Annotated in this window: 21 protein-coding genes; 10 read left to right on the top strand and 11 right to left on the bottom strand. The window is 56.3% G+C overall.

The features are described from left to right. Genes ATG98_RS06295 through ATG98_RS06265 form a run of 8 tightly spaced genes read left to right on the top strand, consistent with a single transcriptional unit; the run spans nucleotide 1 to nucleotide 10218 of the window. On the top strand, nucleotides 1-924 hold the full coding sequence (locus tag ATG98_RS06295) for a cobalamin-binding protein (RefSeq protein WP_098422430.1): 924 nt from the start codon (nucleotides 1-3) through the stop codon (nucleotides 922-924). A 30-nt stretch (nucleotides 925-954) separates the two neighbouring features. Beyond that, nucleotides 955-1914, top strand: a complete 960-nt coding sequence (locus tag ATG98_RS06290; RefSeq protein WP_098422429.1) for a FecCD family ABC transporter permease — start codon at nucleotides 955-957, stop codon at nucleotides 1912-1914. Nucleotides 1915-1922: 8 nt separating this feature from the next. Next, a complete protein-coding gene (locus ATG98_RS06285; RefSeq protein ID WP_098424385.1) occupies nucleotides 1923-2693 on the top strand; it encodes an ABC transporter ATP-binding protein in 771 nt (256 codons plus the stop codon). A gap of 25 nt (nucleotides 2694-2718) precedes the next feature. After that, nucleotides 2719-4047, top strand: a complete 1329-nt coding sequence (locus tag ATG98_RS06280) for a cobyrinate a,c-diamide synthase (protein ID WP_098422428.1) — start codon at nucleotides 2719-2721, stop codon at nucleotides 4045-4047. A gap of 12 nt (nucleotides 4048-4059) precedes the next feature. Continuing rightward, nucleotides 4060-7398, top strand: a complete 3339-nt coding sequence (locus ATG98_RS06275; protein ID WP_228706031.1) for a cobaltochelatase subunit CobN — start codon at nucleotides 4060-4062, stop codon at nucleotides 7396-7398. Next, nucleotides 7382-8080, top strand: a complete 699-nt coding sequence (locus ATG98_RS22250; protein ID WP_267283828.1) for a cobaltochelatase subunit CobN — start codon at nucleotides 7382-7384, stop codon at nucleotides 8078-8080. The genes ATG98_RS06275 and ATG98_RS22250 overlap by 17 nt, the downstream gene beginning before the upstream one ends. 53 nt (nucleotides 8081-8133) lie before the next feature. Beyond that, nucleotides 8134-8745 (top strand): cob(I)yrinic acid a,c-diamide adenosyltransferase, encoded by a 612-nt coding sequence (cobO, locus tag ATG98_RS06270; RefSeq protein WP_098422427.1) that lies wholly within the window; start codon nucleotides 8134-8136, stop codon nucleotides 8743-8745. A gap of 3 nt (nucleotides 8746-8748) precedes the next feature. Beyond that, nucleotides 8749-10218, top strand: coding sequence for a cobyric acid synthase (locus ATG98_RS06265; RefSeq protein ID WP_098422426.1), 1470 nt, complete (start codon nucleotides 8749-8751; stop codon nucleotides 10216-10218). 64 nt (nucleotides 10219-10282) lie between these two features. Here the strand turns inward: ATG98_RS06265 and ATG98_RS06260 are convergent, their stop codons facing one another. The 9 genes from ATG98_RS06260 to ATG98_RS22245 all read right to left on the bottom strand — a co-directional run bounded on the left by ATG98_RS06260 (nucleotide 10283) and on the right by ATG98_RS22245 (nucleotide 18530). Continuing rightward, complete coding sequence (locus ATG98_RS06260; protein WP_098420026.1) at nucleotides 10283-10873, bottom strand: hypothetical protein; 591 nt, start codon at nucleotides 10871-10873, stop codon at nucleotides 10283-10285. Further along, nucleotides 10870-12003 carry a transglycosylase SLT domain-containing protein gene (locus ATG98_RS06255; protein ID WP_098420025.1) on the bottom strand — a complete coding sequence of 378 codons (1134 nt, stop codon included), beginning with the start codon at nucleotides 12001-12003 and terminating at the stop codon, nucleotides 10870-10872. The genes ATG98_RS06260 and ATG98_RS06255 overlap by 4 nt, the downstream gene beginning before the upstream one ends. Further along, nucleotides 11966-12643, bottom strand: a complete 678-nt coding sequence (locus tag ATG98_RS06250; RefSeq protein ID WP_098420024.1) for a hypothetical protein — start codon at nucleotides 12641-12643, stop codon at nucleotides 11966-11968. The genes ATG98_RS06255 and ATG98_RS06250 overlap by 38 nt, the downstream gene beginning before the upstream one ends. A gap of 41 nt (nucleotides 12644-12684) precedes the next feature. Next, nucleotides 12685-13965 carry a hypothetical protein gene (locus ATG98_RS06245; protein ID WP_098422425.1) on the bottom strand — a complete coding sequence of 427 codons (1281 nt, stop codon included), beginning with the start codon at nucleotides 13963-13965 and terminating at the stop codon, nucleotides 12685-12687. Between the two features lie 10 nt (nucleotides 13966-13975). Continuing rightward, nucleotides 13976-15358 (bottom strand): hypothetical protein, encoded by a 1383-nt coding sequence (locus ATG98_RS06240; RefSeq protein WP_098422424.1) that lies wholly within the window; start codon nucleotides 15356-15358, stop codon nucleotides 13976-13978. Continuing rightward, nucleotides 15355-16482, bottom strand: a complete 1128-nt coding sequence (locus tag ATG98_RS06235) for a hypothetical protein (protein ID WP_179888065.1) — start codon at nucleotides 16480-16482, stop codon at nucleotides 15355-15357. The genes ATG98_RS06240 and ATG98_RS06235 overlap by 4 nt, the downstream gene beginning before the upstream one ends. A gap of 13 nt (nucleotides 16483-16495) precedes the next feature. After that, on the bottom strand, nucleotides 16496-17422 hold the full coding sequence (locus ATG98_RS06230) for a hypothetical protein (protein WP_098422423.1): 927 nt from the start codon (nucleotides 17420-17422) through the stop codon (nucleotides 16496-16498). Then, nucleotides 17419-18105 (bottom strand): hypothetical protein, encoded by a 687-nt coding sequence (locus ATG98_RS06225; RefSeq protein WP_098422422.1) that lies wholly within the window; start codon nucleotides 18103-18105, stop codon nucleotides 17419-17421. The genes ATG98_RS06230 and ATG98_RS06225 overlap by 4 nt, the downstream gene beginning before the upstream one ends. Before the next feature lie 86 nt (nucleotides 18106-18191). Continuing rightward, nucleotides 18192-18530: a F0F1 ATP synthase subunit gamma gene (locus ATG98_RS22245; protein ID WP_228706029.1), complete on the bottom strand. Its 339-nt coding sequence runs from the start codon at nucleotides 18528-18530 to the stop codon at nucleotides 18192-18194. Between the two features lie 315 nt (nucleotides 18531-18845). Between ATG98_RS22245 and ATG98_RS06215 the strand changes: the two genes are divergently transcribed. Together ATG98_RS06215 and bluB are read left to right on the top strand one after the other, a co-directional pair. After that, entirely contained in the window at nucleotides 18846-19493 is a 648-nt protein-coding gene (locus ATG98_RS06215) for a proton-conducting transporter membrane subunit (protein WP_228706028.1), read from the top strand. Then, nucleotides 19462-20262: a 5,6-dimethylbenzimidazole synthase gene (bluB, locus tag ATG98_RS06210; protein WP_228706027.1), complete on the top strand. Its 801-nt coding sequence runs from the start codon at nucleotides 19462-19464 to the stop codon at nucleotides 20260-20262. The genes ATG98_RS06215 and bluB overlap by 32 nt, the downstream gene beginning before the upstream one ends. 70 nt (nucleotides 20263-20332) lie before the next feature. Here bluB and ATG98_RS06205 read toward each other — a convergent pair whose 3' ends face one another. Together ATG98_RS06205 and ATG98_RS06200 are read right to left on the bottom strand one after the other, a co-directional pair. Further along, nucleotides 20333-21748: an ATP-binding protein gene (locus ATG98_RS06205; RefSeq protein WP_098422420.1), complete on the bottom strand. Its 1416-nt coding sequence runs from the start codon at nucleotides 21746-21748 to the stop codon at nucleotides 20333-20335. After that, complete coding sequence (locus ATG98_RS06200; protein ID WP_098420015.1) at nucleotides 21739-22425, bottom strand: response regulator transcription factor; 687 nt, start codon at nucleotides 22423-22425, stop codon at nucleotides 21739-21741. The genes ATG98_RS06205 and ATG98_RS06200 overlap by 10 nt, the downstream gene beginning before the upstream one ends. Nucleotides 22426-22550 lie beyond the last annotated feature (125 nt).

The following is a 22550-nucleotide window of genomic DNA, read 5'->3' as shown; positions in this document are numbered from 1 at the left end:
GTGGCTTCTCGCGGGCTGAATTTCAGATTTGCTTTAGGGCTTTTGACAGCATTCTCGGCGCATCCGATATCAGCCAGCGAGACGCAACGTTGCGCTGTCGACGACACCGGGAAAAAGCTGTGTATAGCAGCCCCGGCACAGCGAGTTATCACTTTGTCGCCTGGCGCCACAGAGCTGGTGTTCGCAGCCGGCGCCGGCGACAAAGTGATGGCCGTGGTTAATTACAGCGACTATCCCCCGGCTGCGCTTACGTTGCCGTCGGTGGGCAGCCACACCCGGGTAGATATGGAGGCCCTGATCGCGCTCAATCCTGATCTGGTGGTGACCTGGGTAACAGGTAATCCGCCAGCACAGGTTGAGTTGCTTCAAGAGCTGGGCGTGTCCACTTTTGCTATAGAACCCCGCACCTTTGCGGGGGTGTCCAGTGTTATCGAACGGCTTGCCACGCTTGCGGGCACCGAGCTGGAAGGTTTTGCCGAAGCCGAGCGCTTCCGCGTAGGTATTGCCGCTTTAACACAGCAGTACGCTGGCGTTGAACCCATACCGGTGTTTTATCAAGTGTGGGAAAAACCGTTAATGACGGTTAACAACGAGCACCTGATTGGCAAAGTGCTGAAGTTGTGTGGCGGCGTGAATGTGTTTGGCGACATGCAAAGGTTAATACCCAGAATCAGCGCAGAAGTTGTATTACAGGCGGACCCCGATGCCATTCTTACCGGCAGCGTTGAAGGCGTCAGCGACGAACAGCTGGATGAATGGAAGAAGTATGCGGGGCTGACCGCGGTGGAAAAAAACAATCTGTTTTTCGTGCCGGCTTCGCCCATTTCCCGGCCTACGCCGAGATTGCTTGATGCTATTCAAACGGTGTGCGGAAAGTTGGCAAATGCCCGTGAGAATCTGGAAAGCGCTCGTGAAAATTTGTAGGCCCGGGGTTAACATTCAGGTTATGAGACGATGACCCGCTCTCTGCTCGGTCTTGGTATGTTGGCTTTGGCATCCATGGCTTTTGCGCTGGCGCTGGGAAGCGTGACGGTTTCGCCTGCGGATTTGTGGCAGGTTATTCAGGGAGAAGGCAGCACGTTGCACCGAACCCTGTTGCTGGATTTGCGATTGCCGCGCACGCTTGCGGCGTTTGGCACCGGCGGGCTGTTGGCCGTGGCGGGCGCTCTGATGCAAGTATTGCTGCGCAACCCTTTGGCTGATCCTTACGTGCTTGGGCTTTCCGGTGGCGCAGCAGTTGGCGCATTACTGGCCATGCTGGGGGGAATGGGCACGTTGATCATATCGGGCTCGGCTTTTGCCGGCGCCATGCTGGCAACCGTGCTGGTGTTTGGCCTTGCCCACGGTACCGGCAGCTGGACACCGTCACGCCTGTTGCTGACCGGCGTTGTAGTTGCGGCCGGCTGGGGCGCCGTGATTACCCTGATGCTGGCCATTACCCCTTCCTACAAATTGCCTGGAATGCTGTATTGGCTGATGGGCGATGTATCCTACGCCCGCTCCCCCTGGCCGGCAGTTGTAGTGTTGGCGGTGTCAGTTGTAGTGATTATGCCCCTGGCCCGTAATCTGAACGTGCTGGCGCGGGGCCCCATGCAAGCCGCGGCGCTGGGCGTGTCGGTGCGACCGCTGGAGTGGACAATTTACGTTCTGGCCAGTTTGTTGACAGCAACAGCGGTCACCACCGCAGGCAGTATCGGATTTGTTGGCTTGATTGTGCCCCACATGCTGCGACTGATTCTGGGCAACGACCAGCGCATAATTCTTCCTGCCAGCGCACTGGCTGGCGGTACCTTGCTGGTATTGGCAGACACCCTTGCACGCACCGTGATTGCGCCCGAACAGTTGCCCGTTGGTGTGATTACTGCTTTGCTGGGCGTGCCCACGTTCCTATACCTGCTGCACCGGAGCCGCTGATGAGCACGCTGAGCACTCTGAACACTCGCGATCTGGTCATCAACGTACCCGGCCGGCCTGACGGCTTCCCTTTGAACATGAGCATAGAGCCCGGTCAGATATGGGGCGTGCTGGGCCCCAACGGCGCCGGCAAAACCACGTTATTGCACACACTGGCCGGATTATTGCCCGCCCGCAGTGGCCAGGTGCAGCTGAACAACAGCCCGCTCACCGCACTGAAACGTCGCGATATAGCCCGGCAACTGGGCCTGGTGTTTCAGGAACGTCAGGACAGTTTTCCGGCGACCGTTCTGGAAACGGCTTTGATCGGTCGCCACCCCTGGTTATCGCCCTGGGACAGTGAGCAGGGTGAAGATCTGCGTCGTGCGGAGCAGGCTTTGACCACGCTGGACGTGAATCAGCTGTCAGATCGTTTACTGAACACTCTATCCGGAGGCGAACGTCAGCGCGTGGCCATCGCCACCCTGATGACCCAAAACCCCGATATCCTGCTGTTGGACGAACCCACAAATCACCTGGATTTGCACCACCAGGTCAAGGTGATGAATCTGCTGCGGGATCAGGCGGGTGCTGGCAAAACCGTGTTCATGTGCCTGCACGATCTGAATCTGGCGGCACGCTGGTGCACTCACGTACTTTTGCTCTATACCAACGGCGATGCCTGCTGGGGGCCCGCTAAGAATATGTTGGAGCCGGCAGCGCTTGAACGGCTCTACAACCAGAAATTAATCACCGTAGAAGCAGATGGTGCGCCCGTATTTGTACCCGTTAGTTTTTAATCATCACTCTGAATCTGGCTGATCAATGACCATAACCGTCCCGGCAGTAATGATTACCGCACCCGCCTCCGGGCAGGGTAAATCCTTGGTTACAGCCGCTTTGGCGCGCCTGCACCGCAATGCTGGTCGCAAAGTGCGGGTGTTCAAGCACGGCCCTGATTACCTGGACCCGATGGTGCTGGAAGTAGCATCCGGCCAGCCGGTGTATCAGTTGCACCCGTGGATGACCGGAGAAGACGAATGCCGCTGGCGGGTGGCAGAGGCCGCACAGGACGCCGACCTTATTTTAATTGAAGGCGCCATGGGGCTGTTCGACGGCACCCCGTCCAGCGCTGATCTGGCCAAACGGCTGGGTATTCCGGCACTGCCGGTGATTGACGCCAGCGGCATGGCGCAAACCTTCGGTGCCCTGGTGCTGGGGCTGGCAAGCTTTGACCCTGAGTTGTCGGTGTACCAGGTTATTGCCAACAAAGTTGGCAGCCCGCGCCATGGCGACATGCTGAAAGAACGCTTGCCGGATGGCATCAGCCTGCTGGGCGCTATTCCACGGGATGACGCCATGAGCATTCCGGACCGGAATCTGGGTCTGGTTCAGGCGGCAGAGCTGGAAGGTTTGGATCAACAGCTTGATCAGGCGGCCGAAGTGCTCAAAGCGGCGGGCCTGGATGTGTTGCCAAAAGCGGTGGCCATCGCAGCGCCAGAGCGCTCACAACCCGATGCTTTGCTGGCGGGTGTGCGCATTGCCATCGCCCGCGACCTGGCCTTCAGTTTTATCTATCGCGCCAATACAGAACTGCTGGAAGCGATGGGCGCAGAGCTGCATTACTTCTCACCCCTGGCCGATGCGCAGTTACCACCGGCAGACGCCCTCTGGCTTCCCGGTGGCTATCCCGAGCTGCATGGCGACACGTTGGCAAACAACACCACAATGATGGATTCCATTCGTGCTTTTTACCACGCAGGCAAGCCGATACTGGCCGAATGTGGTGGCTTTATGGCGTGTGCAGAAGAGCTGGCAGACAAAGAAGGGGCTGTGCATTCGCTGCTTGGATTAATTCCGGGCCGCGCGGCCATGGCCAAGCGCTTACAGGGTTTGGGCATGCACAGCCTGACGGCAAAAGAAGGCGAACTGCGGGGCCACACCTATCACCGTTCTACGCTTGAGACCTCCTGGAAGCCTGCCGCCCATACCTATAAGCAAGCGGGTACCGGCAGCGAAGCCGTGTTCTGCGAGAAGGGTCTGATTGGCAGCTACTTCCACGGCTATTTCCCATCGGCACCCGCATTAGTGGCCGCTATTTTTCGCGGCCAGCCACTGAGATTCCCCAGCGCCTCGGAGAAAACTGATGCATGAGGATTTCTGCTGATGCGATATTTGAAGACCCTTTTGATCGCCCTGACGATGTCAATTTGGGCTCCGCCGCTGGTGGCTGCCACTGTTATGGGTATTGTTTCGGAGCGTTCAGCTGCGGAAATGGCCGCAGGCGCCCATCGCTTTCTGGATCGAAACCCTGGTCATCAAGTGGTGTTACGAACCCCGGCACAGCTTGCCGTCCAGAGCGATGAACACGTGCTTGAACTGCTTGAGAGCGCAGATGCACTGGTGTTGGCGGCGGTATTTGGCGACCAGGTTAACCGTCTTGCAACGCTAATAGAGCAAGTAATTGCGGATGACGCCGCAAGGCAGATGCCCGTGTTGGGTATCAACAGTGATTGGCGTATCTCCCGGTTATCGCAGATTAATGGTCGCCAGCCATTGGCGTCGCTGGACGATGCCGGGCTCAGAATGCTGGTGGCTGCTCCAGCGGCGGGTGTTGACGCCAGTGATGACTTGGCAGACCGGCAGGCGGCATTTCCGGACCAGGCCGCCTGGCTGGAGGGCAGGGCCTTCTATCAGGGCAGAACGCCACAGTACCTTGATGGTCTGATGCGTTGGCTATTGGCCCGCGCGGGTCATGATATGGATTATGAAAAGCCCGAACCCCGTGCCAGCATCCGCTATTATCAGAACGGTGAAGCCAACGCCGACGCTTCCCGATTAGAGCTGGCAGACGGCCCTGTGGTGGCGATTCTCGATCTTGATAGCGGTGATCGGCCCGGCGACCGGGATTTGCTGAACGATATGTGTGCAGCCCTGAAAGCCCGAGACCTGCAGTGCTTCGCTATTCTCTCCCGCTGGGGCGGTGCCAGCCTTGATGCCCTAAGCGCCCTGGAAGCGACGATTCAGCCGGCGACGCTGGCGGGCATTGTCAGCCTGCAGGATTTTACCATCGGTGGTGGCGAGGGCCGTCTGCAGGTAACGCAGGAGCTCATTCGCCTCAACGTCCCGGTGATCAAAGGGCTCAGGCTGGCTTCACGAACCCGCAATCAGTGGCAGTTATCCGTTGACGGGATTCCCGCCGACAAAGTGCATTATAAGCTGGCAATGCCGGAACTTCAGGGCGTCAGCCAGCCTATGGTGCTGGCAACGGCGGAACCAGAAGTGATTGATTCGCGAACAGGTGTGGCACTCACGCTGACACAACCGGTGCTAAACCGCGTGCAAGCGCTGGCTGACCGCCTTAAGCGCTGGCAGGTGCTGCAAACCAAAGCGAACGCTGACAAGCGGGTGGCGATTCTTTACTACAACCATCCCCCGGGGCGCCAGAATGTGGGGGCGGATAATCTGGACGTGCCGGCCTCACTGTTTGAAATGCTGACCTGGTTGCAAGCTGAGGGTTACAACACCGGCACCCTGCCGGACAGCCCGGAAGCCTTACTCGACCTGATTCAGCAGCGTGGCGTCAGCTTGCCGGATGACCCGCGCGCGCTGCAGGAAATGGCCGGTGAGGTACCATCAATGAGCGCGGAGACTTACCGGGGTTATCTGCAGTCTCTGCCCGGCGTCGTGCAGCAGGAAATGGTTCATGGTCCTACCGGGTATCTTCATGAACGTCTCGAACAGGCCCATCAACTTGCTGAACAGGGCCTGGCCTTGGGTATTTTGGACCGGGGCGTGAGGGACCTTCGGCATTTGATCGAAAATGTGAAGCATCCCAATCGACCCACAGCCCTGGCCCGTCTTGATGACTACGAAACATTATGGATCCGCCGGCTGAAAGAAGGCGGCCATAAGAACGAGCTGAATGCTCTGCGAGTGGCACTAACCGATACTGACCTTCCAGGATTGAAGGGTTGGGGTGAGGCGCCAGGGCGGTCGATGGTGGTGAATGATCGCCTGATTTTCCCCGGTCTGCGGTTCGGGAACATCTTTATTGGGCCACAGCCGCCAAGAGGCTGGGAGGTGAATGAAGAGCTGCTTCACGCCAACACCACCTTTCCGCCAACGCATCAATACGTGGGTTTCTATCATTGGCTGAGGGATCACTATAAGGCCGATGCGCTGGTGTATGTGGGGCGGCATTCCACCCGTGAGTTTCTGCCACGGCGGCGTGCGGGCCTGACCGAGGACGATTATCCGGATCTTCTGGGTGGCGACTTGCCGCTGATCTACCCCTACATTGTGGACGGCGTTGGCGAGGGCATACAGGCTAAGCGCCGGGCACTGGGCGTGATGATCAGCCATTTGACGCCGCCTCTGGCGGCCACCGAACTGTACGACAATTTGCTTGAAGTAAGGCAGTTAGTGGAGACCTGGCAGTCTGCCACCGAACCCGACAGCCCCACCCGGGAGCGAGCGCTGGCGTTGCTTCGGGAAAAAATTGCCGAACTGGATATCGCCGAAGATATCGAACATGAAATTGCCAGTGAAATGGGTCTTGCGGCCGACGAGGTCTCGGTCGATGAGTTGTCGCCGGAATTGCTGGTTCACGAAGCCGGGCATTATGTGACCAGCATACAAGAGCATTACATGCCCCTGGGCCTGCACGTGTTTGGTCAGGACTGGACCCCTGAGATGTTGGATACCATGCTGACCTCAATGGCAGGCGACTCCGGTAAACCAAACCCGGATTGGCGACAGAAGCTGGCCGGTTCGCCGGCGGCGGAACGCAAGAGCTGGCTGAATGCGCTCAATGGTCGTTTTGTGGCACCAGGGCAAGGCAATGATCCGTTACGAACCCCCGAGGTTCTGCCCACCGGGCGAAATTTCCATGCCTTGTCGGACGACCTGATTCCAACACGAGTTGCGTGGTCGCTGGCTGAGGAACTGGTCGCAAAGGCAGAAAAAACCGGTACCCGACAGCGTGATGAAAGTGATGCGTTGGTTCTCTGGGCTTCAGATACGGTGCGCGACGAAGGCGTGATGATCGCTTTCGGTCTGAAACTTATGGGTATCCGGCCGGTTTGGAACAGTCGGGGTATTGTTAACGGCCTGGAGCGGCTGCCGGCCGGGCCGGGCACCGATAACCCGGTGCGGCGCAATGTGGTTTTTACCACGTCCGGACTTTTCCGGGATCTTTACGGTAGCAAGTTGGAATGGCTGGACCTTGCCTCTCGTTACGCGCTGGCGGGCGCCGCAAAAACGATCGTTAACGACCACCCGGATTTGGCGCCTGCCCTTGATCAGGCACTGTCGGTATTGCCGGTGGCCCTGCGTGAGCGCGGCATTGAATCGCTTGCAACCAATGGCGTGGCCGCGCGCTGGGTTGCCGATGTCCGGGTTCTGCTGGCGGCCGGGCAGTCGGGGCGCGCCGCCGGTACACAGGCAGCCTACCGTAGACAAAACCTATCTGGGCCGGTCAAGCCATTTGTACGGCCTGCTTGATAACGACGACGGGTTCGACTTTCAAGGCGGCCTCTCCAATGCAGTGGAACATCTGCGGGGTGAACCGCCGGAAAATCGGGTTTTGCAGTATGAGGATCCAAAGAACCCGCGTGTCGATTCACTTCAGCGCGCGTTGCAGGTTGAACTTCGCGCCCGCAATTTGAATCCGCAGTGGCTGGCACCGTTAATGGAGCATGGTTATGCCGGTGCCCGCACCATGGGCAGCGATTTTCTGGATAACCTCTGGGGCTGGCAGATAACCAGCCCGCAGGTGATTCGCTCAAGCGTTTGGGATGAGGTTAATGACGTGTATTTTCAGGATCGCCACGGGCTTGGCCTGGATGACTTTCTGGGTGAGGGTCACAATGTCCACGTCAAGACGCATATGCAGGCGATCGCTCTGCTAGCAGCCAAACGTGGGTTCTGGAAGGTGGATATCTTCACCCTGAAACCGCTATTAAGTGATTTCGCCAACAATATTATCAACCATGGCCTGCTCGGAAGCGGCCACACCCGTCCTGACCATCCGTTGATGGACTGGGTGGCAGGTCAGTTGGATCCGCAACAGCGGGAAGCTTTCGGTTCTGCCCGTAAGGGCGGCACCGCGGCGTATCCGTCCGTGCGTGCGGCGAACGATGACTGCCAGACATCGGGGATCCTGACGCGCTCACGCTGCCGTTAGTGAATCTGGCCTGGGCCAGCCCTTTCATCCGTTAACTGAGAAGGAACCATTAAATGCGTGAACGCGCTAAAGACCCCGAACGCCACGCCCGCCGTATGGCGGCCAAGCAGAAAATGATGCACGAACGCATTGCCCGCGCCCAGAAAGAGCAAGGTGTCTTGCTGGTGCTGACGGGCCCGGGTAAAGGCAAAAGCAGCTCCGGCTTTGGCATGGTTGCCCGCGCCCTGGGCCACGGCATGAAAGTGGGTGTGGTGCAGTTTATCAAAGGCGCCTTCAGCACCGGCGAAGAAGCCTTTTTCCGCAATCTGCCTAACGTCGATTATCACGTGATGGGGCAGGGCTACACTTGGGAAACTCAAAACCGGGAACAGGATGTGGCCTCTGCCACAGCTGCCTGGGAAATTGTTGCGGTCATGCTGAAAGACGAAAGCTACGACATGATTTTGCTGGATGAACTGAATATTGCGCTGAAGTACGAATACATTGATCTGGATCGGGTACTGGACGATCTTCAAGGCCGGCCTGAGATGCAGCACGTCGTGGTTACCGGCCGCAACGCGCCCCAGGAACTGATTGACTTGGCCGACACCGTGACTGAAATGGGCGTGGTGAAGCACGCATTCAAAGACCAGGGCATAAAAGCCCAAAAGGGCGTTGAGTTGTAGATTATGGTCACACTGATGATTCAGGGCACCACTTCTGACGCCGGTAAGACCACCGTGGTGGCGGCTTTATGCCGCTGGTTGACGCGCCAGGGTGTGTCGGTGGCGCCGTTTAAGCCGCAGAATATGGCCCTGAACAGCGCGGTGACCATAGACGGCGGTGAAATTGGCCGTTCGACCGCACTGCAGGCGCTGGCGTGCGGCCTTGAACCCCACAGTGATATGAACCCGGTATTGCTGAAGCCACAAAGCGACTGCGGCGCCCAGGTGATTCTGCGCGGCCAAGTGCACGGCAATATGGACGCGCTGGATTATCACGCCTACAAAGCCGAGGCCATGGTGGCGGTGATGGCCGCCTGGCGTGCGCTTAGCCAACGCTATGATGTGATCATCGCCGAAGGCGCCGGCAGCCCCGCTGAAATCAACCTGCGCGCCAACGACATCGCCAATATGGGCTTTGCCGAAGCGGCAGATTGCCCGGTGCTGTTGGTGGGCGATATCGACCGGGGTGGTGTGTTTGCTCAGCTGGTAGGCACTCTGGAGTTGCTTTCCGCCAGCGAACAGAACCGCACAAAAGGTTTTATCATCAACCGCTTTCGCGGCGATATTGCCTTGCTGGAACCGGGCTTGGACTGGCTGACCGAACGCACGGGCAAACCGGTGATCGGCGTACTGCCCTATCTTCACGGCCTGATTGTGGATTCCGAAGACAGCATTGGCACCAGCGGTACCAGCGAAGCCGGCGCGTTGAACGTGATTGTGCCAGTGCTGCCGCGCATCAGTAACCACAACGATTTTGACCCCCTGCGCCTGCATTCAGGGGTGAATCTGCAGTTCATCGGCCCGGACCAACCCATTCCTGCGGCTGATCTGATTATTCTGCCCGGCAGCAAAAGCACCCGCACCGATATGGCCTTTCTTCACGCTCAGGGCTGGACGCAGGCCATCCAAAAACATCTGCGTTACGGCGGCAAAGTGTTTGGCATTTGTGGTGGTTTTCAAATGCTGGGTGAGCGCGTGAACGATCCCGACGGGCTGGAAGGCAGCAGTGGCAAAACTGAATGCCTTGGCCTGCTGGCCATGACCACCACTATGGTGGCCGGCAAGCAGCTCAAAAACGTCCGTGGAACTCTCGCCATGCCAGACCCGCATTCTGAACAATCAGAGGTCGTTTTCAGCGGCTACGAAATGCACAACGGCGTGAGCGAAGGCGCAGCTCTGGCGCGCCCGCTGGGTCAGATGAACGGCCACAATGAAGGTGCTGTCAGTGCCGACGGACAGGTAGCGGGCACCTATGTGCACGGGATTTTTGATGAGCCCGGGGCTTGTGAAGCCCTGTTGCAATGGGCGGGGTTGGACCACTCAGGTGTAGCGGTTGACTATCAGCAGCATCGTCTGGCCCAGCTTGACCGGCTGGCGGATCAGGTGGAGCAACATCTGGATACAGACTGGTTGCGCGACATTTTGGGGTTATGAATAACGCGTGCCTGATGGCGAAGGTGTTCCCACCTTCGCCATCAGGCATTCTTGCTGGCTGTAGTTACAGCGATTCCAACTCTTTTTCCAGATCTTTCATGGCCTTTTGCGCTCGGAATTCTTCATACAGGGCGGCCTTGGACTGTGGGTCCAGTTGGCGGCCAGAACCTTCAACAAGGTCATCAAACGTATTTTCGCTCTGGCTCAGAACAACCAGTGTGCACAGGTACTTCTTGCCATCAAGCGTGGCCAGCGAGATTTCTTCCGGCGTGGAGTTGGCCAGAGATTCGCTGGCGATTTGTTTGGATACCTGTTCAAAGGTAGAGCCCACATCAGACTTTCCTTCGGTTTGAAGCTTGCGGTTGTACAGTTTGTCCAGAACGCTGGCTTTAATGTTAATTTGCTGGGCCAGGTCTGCGCGAGCATTGGCGATGGAGTGGGGGCGGTCAATAGACATATTGCCGGTCCATTCTACGCAGGAAGATGCGGCCAGGCCTTTGTCGGATTTTGGTAAAAACACCCAAGATGGCGCGTTGTCCAGCGGGTTGCCGGTGACTTCGCGGGTAGTATCGATGGCACTTGACTCAGGCGCAGACGCACAGGCGCTGAGCAGGGCGCCCAGTGACAGGGCCAGCAGGCTTTTTTTCAGCATCATGGTTGTGACTCCAGGTGTGTTTGATATTGGGCGTAACGCTTGGTCACTTTGGTGAGATAGTTTCGGGTTTCTTGCGCTGGCAGGTTCTGCTGTAGGCGCTGGTAAACCTCGGTTGGGCTTAACTGATTTGCGGCGTTGCTTGCGGCGGACAGTCGGGTTGTATTGCTCATGGCCCTGGCTACGTTGCCGGGGCCCGTATTGTAGGCAGAGACCGCCATATAAAAGCGGCTTTCACCCTGCACCACATTTTTGAAGTACCGGTTCAACAGCAAATACAGGTAAACGCTGCCGGCTTGTATATTTTTTTCGGGGTCGTAAAGGTAATCTGGCGAGAGCAACCGCTGGCTGCCATAGAGTTCCTTGGAAACATCTTTGCCAGCCGAAACAGGGACAATCTGCATCAGGCCAAAGGCGGGAATGTGCGATCGCGCCAAAGGATTGAAGCTAGACTCTGTGTGTACGATGGCGAGGATCAGCGCAGGTGGTACACCCCATTTCTTGGCGTTTTGCTGCACTACGGGCAAGATTTCTTCAATCTTCTCCTGGGTGTTGCGGCCAGTCATCTGTACCGTTGCTTTTACCTTGCCTCCGTCGCGGGTAATTTTCACGTTACGCAGGGCTTGTTGTTCGGTTCCGGCAAGCCCGGGCACAAGCTTTCGGTGAGGCACCTGGTTCTGGCTGCGAGAGTCGATGGCAACACGGGCATTGATCAGCACTGGGTCTTGGCTGGCCGTTTCAGCAACAGTGGCGTTACCCAGTTGGTTCAGTTGTTGCGCAACTACCTGCTGAATATCGGTGTCGGCCTGGTCCTGATTCAATTCCACAGTGATGGTATTTGCTTCATAATCCACCACGGTGCGCTGCTTCAAGTCGTCCGAGTACTGCACTAGCCGGGTTTTGCCGCTCAGTTCCGGGTCATCCCATTGGCTGGCGACTTTTTCGCGGTAGGCCTGTTCGGCTTCTTGCCAGCGTTTTACAAAAGTCTCGAATTCCTGTTGGCGTTGAGTTTGGAATATATCGAATTCTGTATCCTGCTGCTGCAAAAACGCTTCGAATTCTGCGCTATCATCGGCAACGGCGGTGCCGCTCAGGCTAAAAATAGCTAGACAAATCATCCACTTTTTCAGCATCTTCTATTTCCTTCTGTTCTTTAGCGTCGAGCTGTAACCGACGACAAGCGAGGGTGTCGCAGCGTTCAGTCAGGCGGATGATTTCCTCCCAGCGCTTCTGTTGCAGCCAGATTTCAGCAACGGCCTTTATTGAGGCAGGCATCGTCAGCTGTTCAGGCTTCAGGTTGGCGTCCAGGTAATTCAGCTGTTGTTCCATTGGTGCCAGGTGTGCGATCAAGGCCACGGCATCGGCAGTGGTGGCGGAATGCTCCAGAGCCAGTTTCAACAGCGGGCGAAGAGGCTCCAGCTCATTCTGGTCGGCATGGTACCAAGCCACACGAATGGCCAGACCCGCCAGGTTCTGTGGCCAATCTTTGACGGTCACGGTACCGGTGCAATGCAGCCATTTGTCCTTGATCCAAGAACGATAGTCTGTAATGTCGGCGACAATAAAGCCTGTATCTTCAGGCAGCGTCAGCTGCATTTTTTCTGCCAGGCGGTCACGAACTTCAAGCCTTGCCGGGCCGGTTAATACGCGTCGGCAAGCTTGGTGAAGCAACGAATCTGGGAAATCCCGCTGGGGGCGAACGGCGGCCTCCCCTTCGGAATAGTGGGTGTCAAACTGGTTCAGAGCGATGCCGGCCAGGGTAGGCTGGGACATACATCCCAGCCCCACCAAAGCGCAAGCTAGAGTGATGCGCTTCACAGTGAGTCGGAGTTAGAGACCTGGCCTGACGCACCACTAGGGTTCGCGGAGTTCTCATTGAGGCCGTTGTGAATACTGATATTACGGCCGGTGTCGCTGGGCTTAGCAGCTGCCTTACCCTGCATCTCCCGGCCGGCTTCGCGAGCGGTGGCTTCTAGAGTAGGGGCGTACACGGCAACGGTATACATCCAATATCCATCTTTGCTGCCGAAGCTACGCGTAGATACCCCCGGTGGCAGTTGGCCTTTGGTCACTGATCCATATACATCAGACATCTTCATTTGATTCAGGAAAGAGTTACGTTCTTGGTCCAATATTTTGACTTCAGCCGGGTCTTGCAGGCTGGGATCCACGTATTCGAACTGCTGGCTACCTTCTATTTGTTTTTCGTTAAAGCCGCCTTCCCAGTACACTTCTTCGCCCTGCATGGTGGCTAACAGAGCGGAGCGGGCGCGAGTTTGTGATTGGCGCTTAGCGGCATCTTTAAGTTTACGGGCGATCTGCTTATTACTGTTATTGCGAATAATCGCTGACCCGTAGCCCATCAGAACCACTTCACCGGAATCGGCGTGGGTTAATACCTTGGCGCCGACGGGTGGCAGCACGCCACGGTTGATGTCTGCAACAACTTCTTTAAAGATTGCGTTGGGGTCAGAGGTGACTGATACCGCGCCCCGGTTGCTGCGAATTTGAGCCCGTGTTTTTGGTGTTGAGATCAGGCTGACTCGAACTTCCTTATCGTCAGTATTGTCGTACACATCGAAGGTTACGTAGCCGGAAAGTGCGCCCTTGACCGTTTCGGCACAGTTTTCCCGCAGCGACGTCTGGGTGTTGCCGACGCTGTCTGAGCCGGTGTCGATGACATCAATAGTAGATTGGGCAGCGTTTTCACAAGTTTGTTGCAGGCCCGTTATGTTCTCGATCAGCTGCTTTTTGGCAATTAAGGCTGCCTGGGTGTAAGCGCCACGCTTCGAAAGCAGGGTTGCGTTCAGATTGTCGTAGGTCTGGTAGCTCGTGCTACCGGTGGACAAAATGCCGATGCCACTGCCAACCTGAATCAATTTGATCCCGTCGCTGTTACTGTCCATCAGTTGCTGGTGTGCTACTGCAACACCCTGCTGATCGCTTTCTGCCAGCACCATGTCACCTTCGCTGGAGACACCCGCAGTGTCTACCGTGCCGCCGGGGCGGGCTGGTGCCATGTCAGTAAGGTCGAAATCCTGTGCGGCAACCGGCAGGGATAGAAACAGTGCTAGTCCGAATACGGAACGTTTCATTCATCTTTCCTTAATTAAATGTAATTTCGTAGCCATTAGAAATATTGGCTTGGGGCAGAGGTTCGGCCGCAATAGGTCGAAGTGATTGACGAATGGCACTGACAAGGTCGCCAGTGGCACCGGCATAACGAAGGCTGGCTTGATGATAATTGCCGTTGGAACTGACGGCCACATCGCGGGCACCACCGAGCGTGGCCAGCAAGGCCTGAAGTTTGTCGGGCTCACGCAGCAAACCTTTTCGCAAACGAATTTCCCGTAGCAGGCCGCCTTGAGCCACCATGGACTGGAAGGCTTGTTGAAGCTCTGCTCGCAGGCTTTTTTGTTGCGCTGGCAAGGCTAAATGGACGTCAATCAAGTCGGTCTGAACGGTATCCGAAGCAGGCAAAGCCAGCAGGCTGGGATCGTTGCGCCAAAGCCCGTATTGCTGACCGGAAAGATCTTCGACGGTGACTGTTAAAGCCAGACGGCGGGTGTTGCCTCTGGCTTTTAGTTGGGCATTCGCCACAATGCGCAAACTGGCGCTTTGACTGACTTCCACGCCGTTTGTATTGAGCCAGGCTTTTAGTGGGCCGGCTACGGCTTGCGGACCTACTACGGCAACACGGGGCGAGCCAATGGCGGTGAGCACGTCGTTGGCCGCAGTAGCCAAAAGTTGCTTTTCCACCACGGCCTGAATGGTCACTTCTATGCCACCGTTCTCAAGGTCTCGGAAATTAAGCGTTTTCCATTCTTTTACCAGCCCTTCCGAGCGAGTGTAAAGCTGCTGGGAGATCATATCGTTTAGGGCGATAGAGCTGCTGCTACCAGACGCTCGCTCTTCCATGGTTGAAAATTGCGCCCGCTGTTGCGTTAGCCATACTCCGACAACCTGCGATACCGCCCGTTTTAGGGCGTCCAGTTCTGCTTGGTTGCGTGCTGTTAGGCTGCGGCTTTTGTCAGGCCAGCCTTCACCGGTCACCGTAACGGTAACTTCCGGTGTGCCAGACTCCCAACGTCCGCTGTCACCGTTACTTTGGTTGCCGGGCAAGGTGCCTCGAACTAAGGTAACGGTGACGCAGGTGTCATTGCCCTGAATTCTCGGGCTGGAAGTTGTCACCGGCATCCGTTGCAGTTGCAGGCCTTCCACAGACATGTCGCGGAGTTCCTGCAGCCAGGTGGAGGTTGCCGTGTCCAACTCTTCGTTGGCGGTGCTTTCGGTAAACAGCTTGGGAGAGCTCAGAAAACTGGCAAGTTCCTGTAAGGCATTGGCTGTGGCATCATCCACTGCCATGGTGCTCCGGCCATAGGCGCAACCATCTACAGACAGGTCGCCGCTGGTCATAAATGTGGGCAGGGCCATTGCATTGCTGCAGGCCAGCAACAATGCCGGTAACAGGACACGTTTTAGCCTCATGTACGGGACTCCAAAAAGCCAGCCGGTGTGCCTACCGAAACGGCAAAGATTTTGGCGCCGTTGCGCGGGCGGAAAATACCATCGGCCGCCTGATCTTCAACATCGTTTGCCACCCGGCTTTTTTTCCAGAGAATCATTTCGCCGGCGGCACTGTTGCGGGACGGGTTAACGTGAGCCACGCCAATCGGCTCGACAAAACCGGCCTCGTATTGAAAGATAATCATGGTTTCATTGGGTAGAACACCGGCGTTTTGGCCGCGGTCCAGGCTGATCTGGTTGCCCTTGATGCCTTGTACCTGAGCGGTGGCCGGCATTTCTGAGAGCATGCGAGTCAGCAGGATATCAACACCCCGTGATGTCATGTCATTGATAACAGCGTTGACATGGGCGGCATCGTGGTAGCGGAAACCCGTAGTGTAGCGGTTGTTCACCATGACGTACTTCAGTTCGCTGCGCTCGCGAACATCCTCGGACTTGACCCGAATTTTGCCCAGGTTTGGGTAGGACATCAGTTCCCGGGTGGACGGATTCAAAATCGCGGTGGTTATTTCCAGAGTGTAGTCCATCCAGCCGGTAATGCTGCCCTCGCTTTTGACGGTTCTAAGGGTGTTCAATTTAACAATGAAGTCAGGCTTGAGAGCCCTCTGCCCGTCATTGCGCTCAGCGGTAGCGAGAGCGCCCTGCTGTTCGAGAAAAATCTGTTGTTCCTCGGCGATAACATCGTCATCGCGGGTAACAATCCGGAAGCGGTTGATGCCAGCAAACTGACTTTCCAACATGAACAGTAACTGCGTGTCATCGTAAGCCCGCAGTGCATCCACGCCTTGGCCTTCGCCGCCGACATCTGTGCCGCCAAAAAACATTCGCACAATGGGCTTCTTCAGAGGGCAGCCGTCATTTTCGTTGGCCTGTTCAAAGCTGCATTTCTGCAAGCCTTGGGTGTCGAAGTAGGCCGGTACCTTGATGTCCGCATCCTCGAAATTATATGCACTGCGGGCAATTGTGACATTAGATGCACGGTTGCTGACTATGGTGTCAGAGGTCTGGCGGGCGGGGCCGCTTTGACAGGCAGTCAGCATAGTGACCGTAAGTCCAATAACGGTAACTTGGGCAAACTTTCTCATTACGGTATCCCTGTTAAAAAAGCCAGTTGGCTAGCGGTTGGTTAAGCTTGTCGGCCAGCGCCTGTTCGGCGGCCAACGCGGCAGAACTGCGGTCCGGGCCTGCGGCAAGGGCCACCACTTCGCGCTGGTAGTAGCTGGTGAAAGGAGAGTGCGGTTGCTTCAGGTTTATGGAAAGCACCTTCTTGATTTCTGTTCGTCCGTTGGCCAAACGGTGATACGTTTGTTGGTTGAGTTGCAGCCAAAGAGCCGTATTCGTGGATGTGGGCAGGCGCTGGCGGATCAGGTTTGATATAGAGTCCAAGGACTGCTTGGCGATAATTCGCACGCCGGCGGTCTGCCAGATCGACATGGCTTTTTTCTGATTACCGGCTAGGTGTGCCCGAGTATCGGGCTGCCCTGCTCCGAGCGCGGTCAATGCCCGATCCAAACGCAGGCCAAGGTCAAGTGACTCGAGGTGTTTTAACGCCCACAACAGCTGATCGGTTTGGCTGGATGTGTCTGGGAACCGCAGCACTGCCATCTTTGCTAACCGGTCTTCCAGTGCTCGAACAAGATCCGTTTTGGCAACGGCAATCTGTAGGTAAACATCGCTAGTGTCCGGGTCTCGCCATTGGCGGGCAATCTTCGTCTGGCTGATATCCAGGTTCAGTGACTTACCCTGAGCCTTTTGCTGAAACTGAGTGTTGGCAACGCCATTATGGCTTTCGATGATTGAACGGGTATTGGCTTGTAGAGTCTGGCTGACTTGCAGCAAGATGTTGCCTAAAGCAACTTGGCGAGCTTCGGCTACGGTGTTGCCGGAGCCCACTGACTGCAAGCTGGGGCCCGACTGTGGTGCCTCAAAAATCCAAGCAGGCTTCTGCGCCGCATGTGCCGGAAGAGCGAACATATAAAAAAGGGCGATGAAAACAATCATCGCCCTAGTGCAGATCAATTTCATGCCTTGTTTTCAAGCTCTTCCTGAAATTCGTTGATCTGCTCTATGGTTTCTTGCTCAAGAGAAATGATTTTGTTGGCATCGTAAGCAAGAGACAGTTGATCTTTGGCACGAAGAAGGGCGAGGCCCAAATCGTTATCAGCTGTCTTATCTGAGCCACCGAACAAGCTGCCGGCTGCTTTGACACCTGTGGCAATTCCCACTATTTGCGCGTTGTCCTTGAGGATAATGGTAGCTTTGAGGAGGTTCGCCGCGACTTCTAGCCCAAGACCTGCGTTTTGCTCGGAGATGTTAGCAACAGCATCTTCGTAGGCTTTGATTTTAGGGCCAATTTTGCCTTCCTCAGATGTTGCTCCTGCGTCAAATGCCATGAGTGCTGCCGCTAATTCTTCATCCGTGGCTTTCTTATTAGCTTCAATAAAACCTTGAACGTCTACATAGTTGGCCGTTACGGTTCGATATTCACCCATGACCGAATATTGACGTTCAAGCAAAGAGGCACTCAAGTTGAGAAATTCATCGACGCCTGGCTGGATTTCAACCCGGTTGAATCCAACCGTTTCGATCTCTTGGGACAGTTCTGCGATATGTTGCTCGCGGTCCATGGTGGCGGCCTGTTCACCATTAAAAGTAGCACAGCCAGAAATAGCTACAGTGGCGAAAGAAATTGCAATCCATTTATTCATTTTTTTTCCTATGAACTCTATAAATTTTATTTACCGGATCATAACAAAAAATTCACGTGGGAAATGTCAAAAAATGTAAATTTTGGCTACATTATTTTTAGAGTGCGTTGTTTCTTCTTCAGTGCCTCAAAACCAATAATCACGTCCATCAATTCGTTGGTGATCTCGGTCTGCCGTACCGAGCGCAAATCTCCCGTTACAACGTCAATACGCTCATCCACCGACTGCTCGGCCTGTTGCATCAGCGCCAGGCGCGCAGCGTTTTCAGTCACCATGGCTTCGGCCGAGGCGCGAAATACACTGGCAAAGATGTGGCTGCGAATCAGCGACGACAGCAGGGCGTCGGCGGCCACGGTGTAATCCGGCAGCGCCCGGGAGTTCCAGCGCTTGGTGCTTTGTAACAGTGCCGGTTCCAGTGGCAGCAAACGCCGGGTGACGGGTTCCGGGTGCCGTGTTCACCGCGCAGGGTGAACGCCAGGGTCACGCCGACGCCTAACAGGGACTGGCCGCGTCAATGCGGCTGACAATATCGCCGGCCAAGCAGCCAATGCCATCGGCGGAGGCGGGCGGTAGTAACGTGGCCTCTGGTTTCAAGTCCTGATATGAAAGGCGATTAACCGTTCTCTTTAGAAGAACATAAGGATCGTAAATAACTATTTTTGTTTACGATAAAAGATTCTGATACTAGAGCCATCTAACTACTATCCGATTCCAAGGCCCAATGAATGGTCGATGTTAAGATGATCGAGCCGTTGTTTTTGATTCTGGTACCGCTGCTCTACTTTATTGGACCGGTCACCAGCTCAATGAAAATACCCCTTAACAGCTCCCCTGGGAGCCTCCTTAAAAGCCCCTTGATTTGCAATCTTGCCTTTGTCGCAGCCTTGGCAGGTGCCATGAGCGGCTGGCTTTTGCCGGGGTCCGCGAGCTGGCTGAATCTGGCGCCGCTGGCCCGGTTCTCCATGAGGTATCTTGCGGGTGATCCGGGGCAGAGGCGTTTTATAGTCTGGTTACAGATCATACTGGGAGCAGTTTCTCTGATCGTTACAACCAATCACCTGCTGGTTTTTCTCGCCAGTTGGATTGTGATCAGCATCAGTCTTCACCAGCTGCTGATGTTCTTCCCGGACAGGCCCAGGGCCGCCTTGGCGGCTCATAAAAAGTTCATTTTTGCGAGACTCGCGGAGCTTTGCCTCGTGCTCGGGTTTGCGTTGCTGTATTTCCAGTACAACACCCTCTTTATCGACCAGATTCTTGCCGCTGCAGCAGGGGCCGATGCTATTCCGGCTGCGGCGCAGTTTGCAGCGGTTCTGATGGCCGTTGCGGCGCTGCTCAAGTGCGCTCAGTTGCCGTTTCATGGCTGGCGGACCAGGTGGAGCAACACCTGAATACGGACTGGCTGCGCGACTTGCTGGGGCTGAATGCCGCGGCGACTTCGCCTGGGCCGACGAGGCAGCCATGAGTGATCCCAACCGGCCTTTCACTGAAGAAGAACGCGCCGGGCTGTATCGGGCTATTTTCGAGCGCCGCGACGTCCGTTCCCAGTTTTTGCCAGACCCCATCCCCCGGCCGGTACTGGCCCGGCTGTTGAAAGCTGCGCACCATGCGCCGTCGGTTGGGTTTATGCAGCCCTGGGATTTTATTCTGATCGACAGCCTGGACGTGCGCCAGAAGGTGTTGGCCAGCTACCACGAAGAAAACGCCAAAGCCGCGGACAATTATAGTGGAGAGCGACAGGACACCTATCGCAGCCTGAAGTTGCAGGGCATTGTCGAAAGCCCTTTAAACCTCTGCATTACCTGCGATCGCAGCCGTGGCGGCACCCATGTACTGGGGCGCAGTTCCATTGTAGAGATGGATTTGTTTAGCACGTGCCTGGCGGTACAGAACTTATGGCTGGCGGCGCGGGCAGAAGGCATCGGTGTAGGCTGGGTGAGCATTGTTGATCAAACCACACTTGCAGGCATTCTGAACCTGCCGGATAACGTGTATCCGCTGGCTTATTTGTGCCTTGGCTACGTCAGCGAGTTTCTGGATCAGCCCGAGCTTCAGGCAAAAGGCTGGCGTTCGCGCCTGCCCCTGACCGAACTGATGCACAGCAATCGCTGGGGGCAGCCGCTGGACGATGAAACGCTCTTGAATGCGTTGAAATCTTAAAGCCCGGTTTCGCTTAACGCTCACCGTTGCAGCTCAGCACTGCTGCTTACCGTTGCCGAACTATTCCGTACTATTCTGTACTATTGCAAAGCGCCGTGCGCGCTGGCAGCCAAAGGCTGACACAGAGCCCGGACTGGCCATCGGGTCGTGCGTTCAGGATGAGTTGTCCGCCGTGGAGTTCCGCAATTCGCCGCGCAATGGCCAATCCCAACCCCGCGCCGCCACCAATCCTTTGGTCAAGCCGCACGAAACGGCTAAGCGCCCGTTCCCGGTCCGCAGTCGCAATGCCAGGGCCCTGATCGCAAACGGTGATGTGATAGCCGTCTGCGGAGGGTACCAGACGGGTTTCCAGCACCGTGTGCTGCGGGCTGTATTGAATCGCGTTGGCCAGCAGGGATCGCATCAACGTGTTGATCAGGGCGTCATGGCAACACACCAGGGCTTCGCCCGCATCGTCCTGTAATACAGGTTCAATATTCTTTTTTAGCGCCAGCGGTGCCACATCGGCAATACTCTGCTCGAGTATCTCAGACAGATTATGGTACTGCGGTGAAAAATCGGCCCCCGAGTCGACCCGGTTCAGTAACAGCATCTGCTCTACTAAATGAGTCATTCGGTCAACAGACTGGATCAGGGTGTTGAATTGCTGCGGATTGCTGTCACAGGCTTTTTCAAGATTCAGTCGCAAGGCTGCCAACGGTGTCCGCAGTTCATGGGCGGCATCGGCTGAAAAGCGTCTTTCCCGTTCCAGAGCCTGGTTTAGCCGCTTCAGCATACTGTTCACAGCTTGTACCAGCCCTGAAACTTCCTTCGGCGCCTGCCGGTCATCAAGGGGGTGAATCCGTTCCGGCGCCATATTGCGGATAGGGCGCTCCAGCCTTAGCAGGGGGCGAAGACCGATTCGAATGGCGGCGCTGGCAGCCAACAGCAGTAACGGCAACGCGAGGAGTAAGGGCAGAACGTTACCCAGGGCCAGTTCCTGGCTCAGCTCCTCACGAATTTCTTCGCGCTGGGCGGTGCGGATCCAAAAGCCCGTGGCCGCGTCTTTCAGTGTGAACACCCGCCAGCGATAGCCCTGGGATTCGGTCCACGAGTAGCCCGGGGCCAAAACCCCGGCGTCATCGGCGTTGAGCGTATCCAACAGGGGCACGCGGTCGGGCGTCCAGACTTCAAAGGCCAGTTTCTTCTCGTACTTGTGCCCTGCACCACCGGGCAGTATTTCGTCACCGTCTGCTTCCGGGTCAAGGTCTTCAGCAATAGACAGCGTCAGTGTTTCGCGCAGGGTTTGCGGTAGCTGCTCCATCGACCGGGTGTCTGCCAGGTGGCGAACCAGCCCCTGCACAATGCGCGTGCTTTGCGCCAGTTCGGCATCAAAAAGCTCCTCCAGCTCGTGATTGCTTTCAACGTAACTCCAGGCGGCGGCGATCAGAGCAATCAACAGTACCGTTGAGGTAACCAACAGCGTGAGGGTGCGAGTCAGAGACATTCCGGCACTCCGGAGGCTGCCTGGCTGTCCAGCAAATACCCGACGCCGCGGATCGTTCTGATGGTGGCCTTGCCTACCCGACGCCGCAGATGGTGAATGTGCACTTCCAAGGCATTGCTCTCTGCGCCCGGTTCCCAGCCATAGAGCTGCTCTTCCAAGCGCCTGCGGGTGGCAACCTGATCAGGGTGACGCATCATGTATTGAAGAATTTGAAACTCGCTGCGCGGCAGGGTTGCGGTGTCTTTGCCGCAGGTTAGCTGGGCCGAAGCCGGGTCCAGTGTTAGCTGGCCCACAATCAGTTCGTCCCGGTTTGTGGCTGATCTGCGGCGAGTAACGGCCCGAATTCGGGCCTTGAGCTCGGCCATGGCAAAGGGTTTGGTCAGGTAATCGTCTGCGCCTGCATCCAGGCCCTGCAGTTTTTCCTCAAGTTCAGCCCTGGCGGTCAGAATGATAATGGGCAGCTGATTGCCCTGTTGCCGGGTATGTCGAACGATATCAAGGCCGTCTACCCTGGGCAGGGTTAAATCCAGTATGGCCAGGTCAAAATGCTCATCCACCAGGGCATTCAACGCCTGCTGGCCATCGTCCAGCCAGTCTACGGTGTGCTGGTCTGCCCTCAGCATGTCCAGCATGGTGCTGCCCAAAAGGTGGTCGTCTTCTACCAGTAGTATGCGCATCAAGCGGAATCCGTATTGGGAAAAAACGTCAAAACCTTAAGGCCCGTTTAAGAATTCTGGTGCCAGAGCTTAAGGCTGGGTTAAGGCTTGCTGGTTAATCTGATGGATCACGATGTCGGGCACCC

Source organism: Marinobacter sp. LV10R520-4 (assembly GCF_002563815.1).
Lineage (GTDB): Bacteria > Pseudomonadota > Gammaproteobacteria > Pseudomonadales > Oleiphilaceae > Marinobacter.
Note: the sequence above shows the minus strand (reverse complement) of the source record. Positions and strands in the feature narration are given on the sequence as shown.

Excerpts from the sequence above, each read along its gene's own strand:
- ATG98_RS06290 (WP_098422429.1), top strand. The coding sequence starts at position 955 with ATGACCCGCTCTCTGCTCGGTCTTGGTATGTTGGCTTTGGCATCCATG.
- ATG98_RS06280 (WP_098422428.1), top strand. The coding sequence starts at position 2,719 with ATGACCATAACCGTCCCGGCAGTAATGATTACCGCACCCGCCTCCGGG.
- ATG98_RS06275 (WP_228706031.1), top strand. The coding sequence starts at position 4,060 with ATGCGATATTTGAAGACCCTTTTGATCGCCCTGACGATGTCAATTTGG.
- cobO (WP_098422427.1), top strand. The coding sequence starts at position 8,134 with ATGCGTGAACGCGCTAAAGACCCCGAACGCCACGCCCGCCGTATGGCG.
- ATG98_RS06265 (WP_098422426.1), top strand. The coding sequence starts at position 8,749 with ATGGTCACACTGATGATTCAGGGCACCACTTCTGACGCCGGTAAGACC.
- ATG98_RS06260 (WP_098420026.1), bottom strand. The coding sequence starts at position 10,873 with ATGATGCTGAAAAAAAGCCTGCTGGCCCTGTCACTGGGCGCCCTGCTC.
- ATG98_RS06255 (WP_098420025.1), bottom strand. The coding sequence starts at position 12,003 with ATGCTGAAAAAGTGGATGATTTGTCTAGCTATTTTTAGCCTGAGCGGC.
- ATG98_RS06250 (WP_098420024.1), bottom strand. The coding sequence starts at position 12,643 with ATGTCCCAGCCTACCCTGGCCGGCATCGCTCTGAACCAGTTTGACACC.
- ATG98_RS06245 (WP_098422425.1), bottom strand. The coding sequence starts at position 13,965 with ATGAAACGTTCCGTATTCGGACTAGCACTGTTTCTATCCCTGCCGGTT.
- ATG98_RS06240 (WP_098422424.1), bottom strand. The coding sequence starts at position 15,358 with ATGAGGCTAAAACGTGTCCTGTTACCGGCATTGTTGCTGGCCTGCAGC.
- ATG98_RS06235 (WP_179888065.1), bottom strand. The coding sequence starts at position 16,482 with ATGAGAAAGTTTGCCCAAGTTACCGTTATTGGACTTACGGTCACTATG.
- ATG98_RS06230 (WP_098422423.1), bottom strand. The coding sequence starts at position 17,422 with ATGAAATTGATCTGCACTAGGGCGATGATTGTTTTCATCGCCCTTTTT.
- ATG98_RS06225 (WP_098422422.1), bottom strand. The coding sequence starts at position 18,105 with ATGAATAAATGGATTGCAATTTCTTTCGCCACTGTAGCTATTTCTGGC.
- ATG98_RS06215 (WP_228706028.1), top strand. The coding sequence starts at position 18,846 with ATGATCGAGCCGTTGTTTTTGATTCTGGTACCGCTGCTCTACTTTATT.
- bluB (WP_228706027.1), top strand. The coding sequence starts at position 19,462 with ATGGCTGGCGGACCAGGTGGAGCAACACCTGAATACGGACTGGCTGCG.
- ATG98_RS06205 (WP_098422420.1), bottom strand. The coding sequence starts at position 21,748 with ATGTCTCTGACTCGCACCCTCACGCTGTTGGTTACCTCAACGGTACTG.
- ATG98_RS06200 (WP_098420015.1), bottom strand. The coding sequence starts at position 22,425 with ATGCGCATACTACTGGTAGAAGACGACCACCTTTTGGGCAGCACCATG.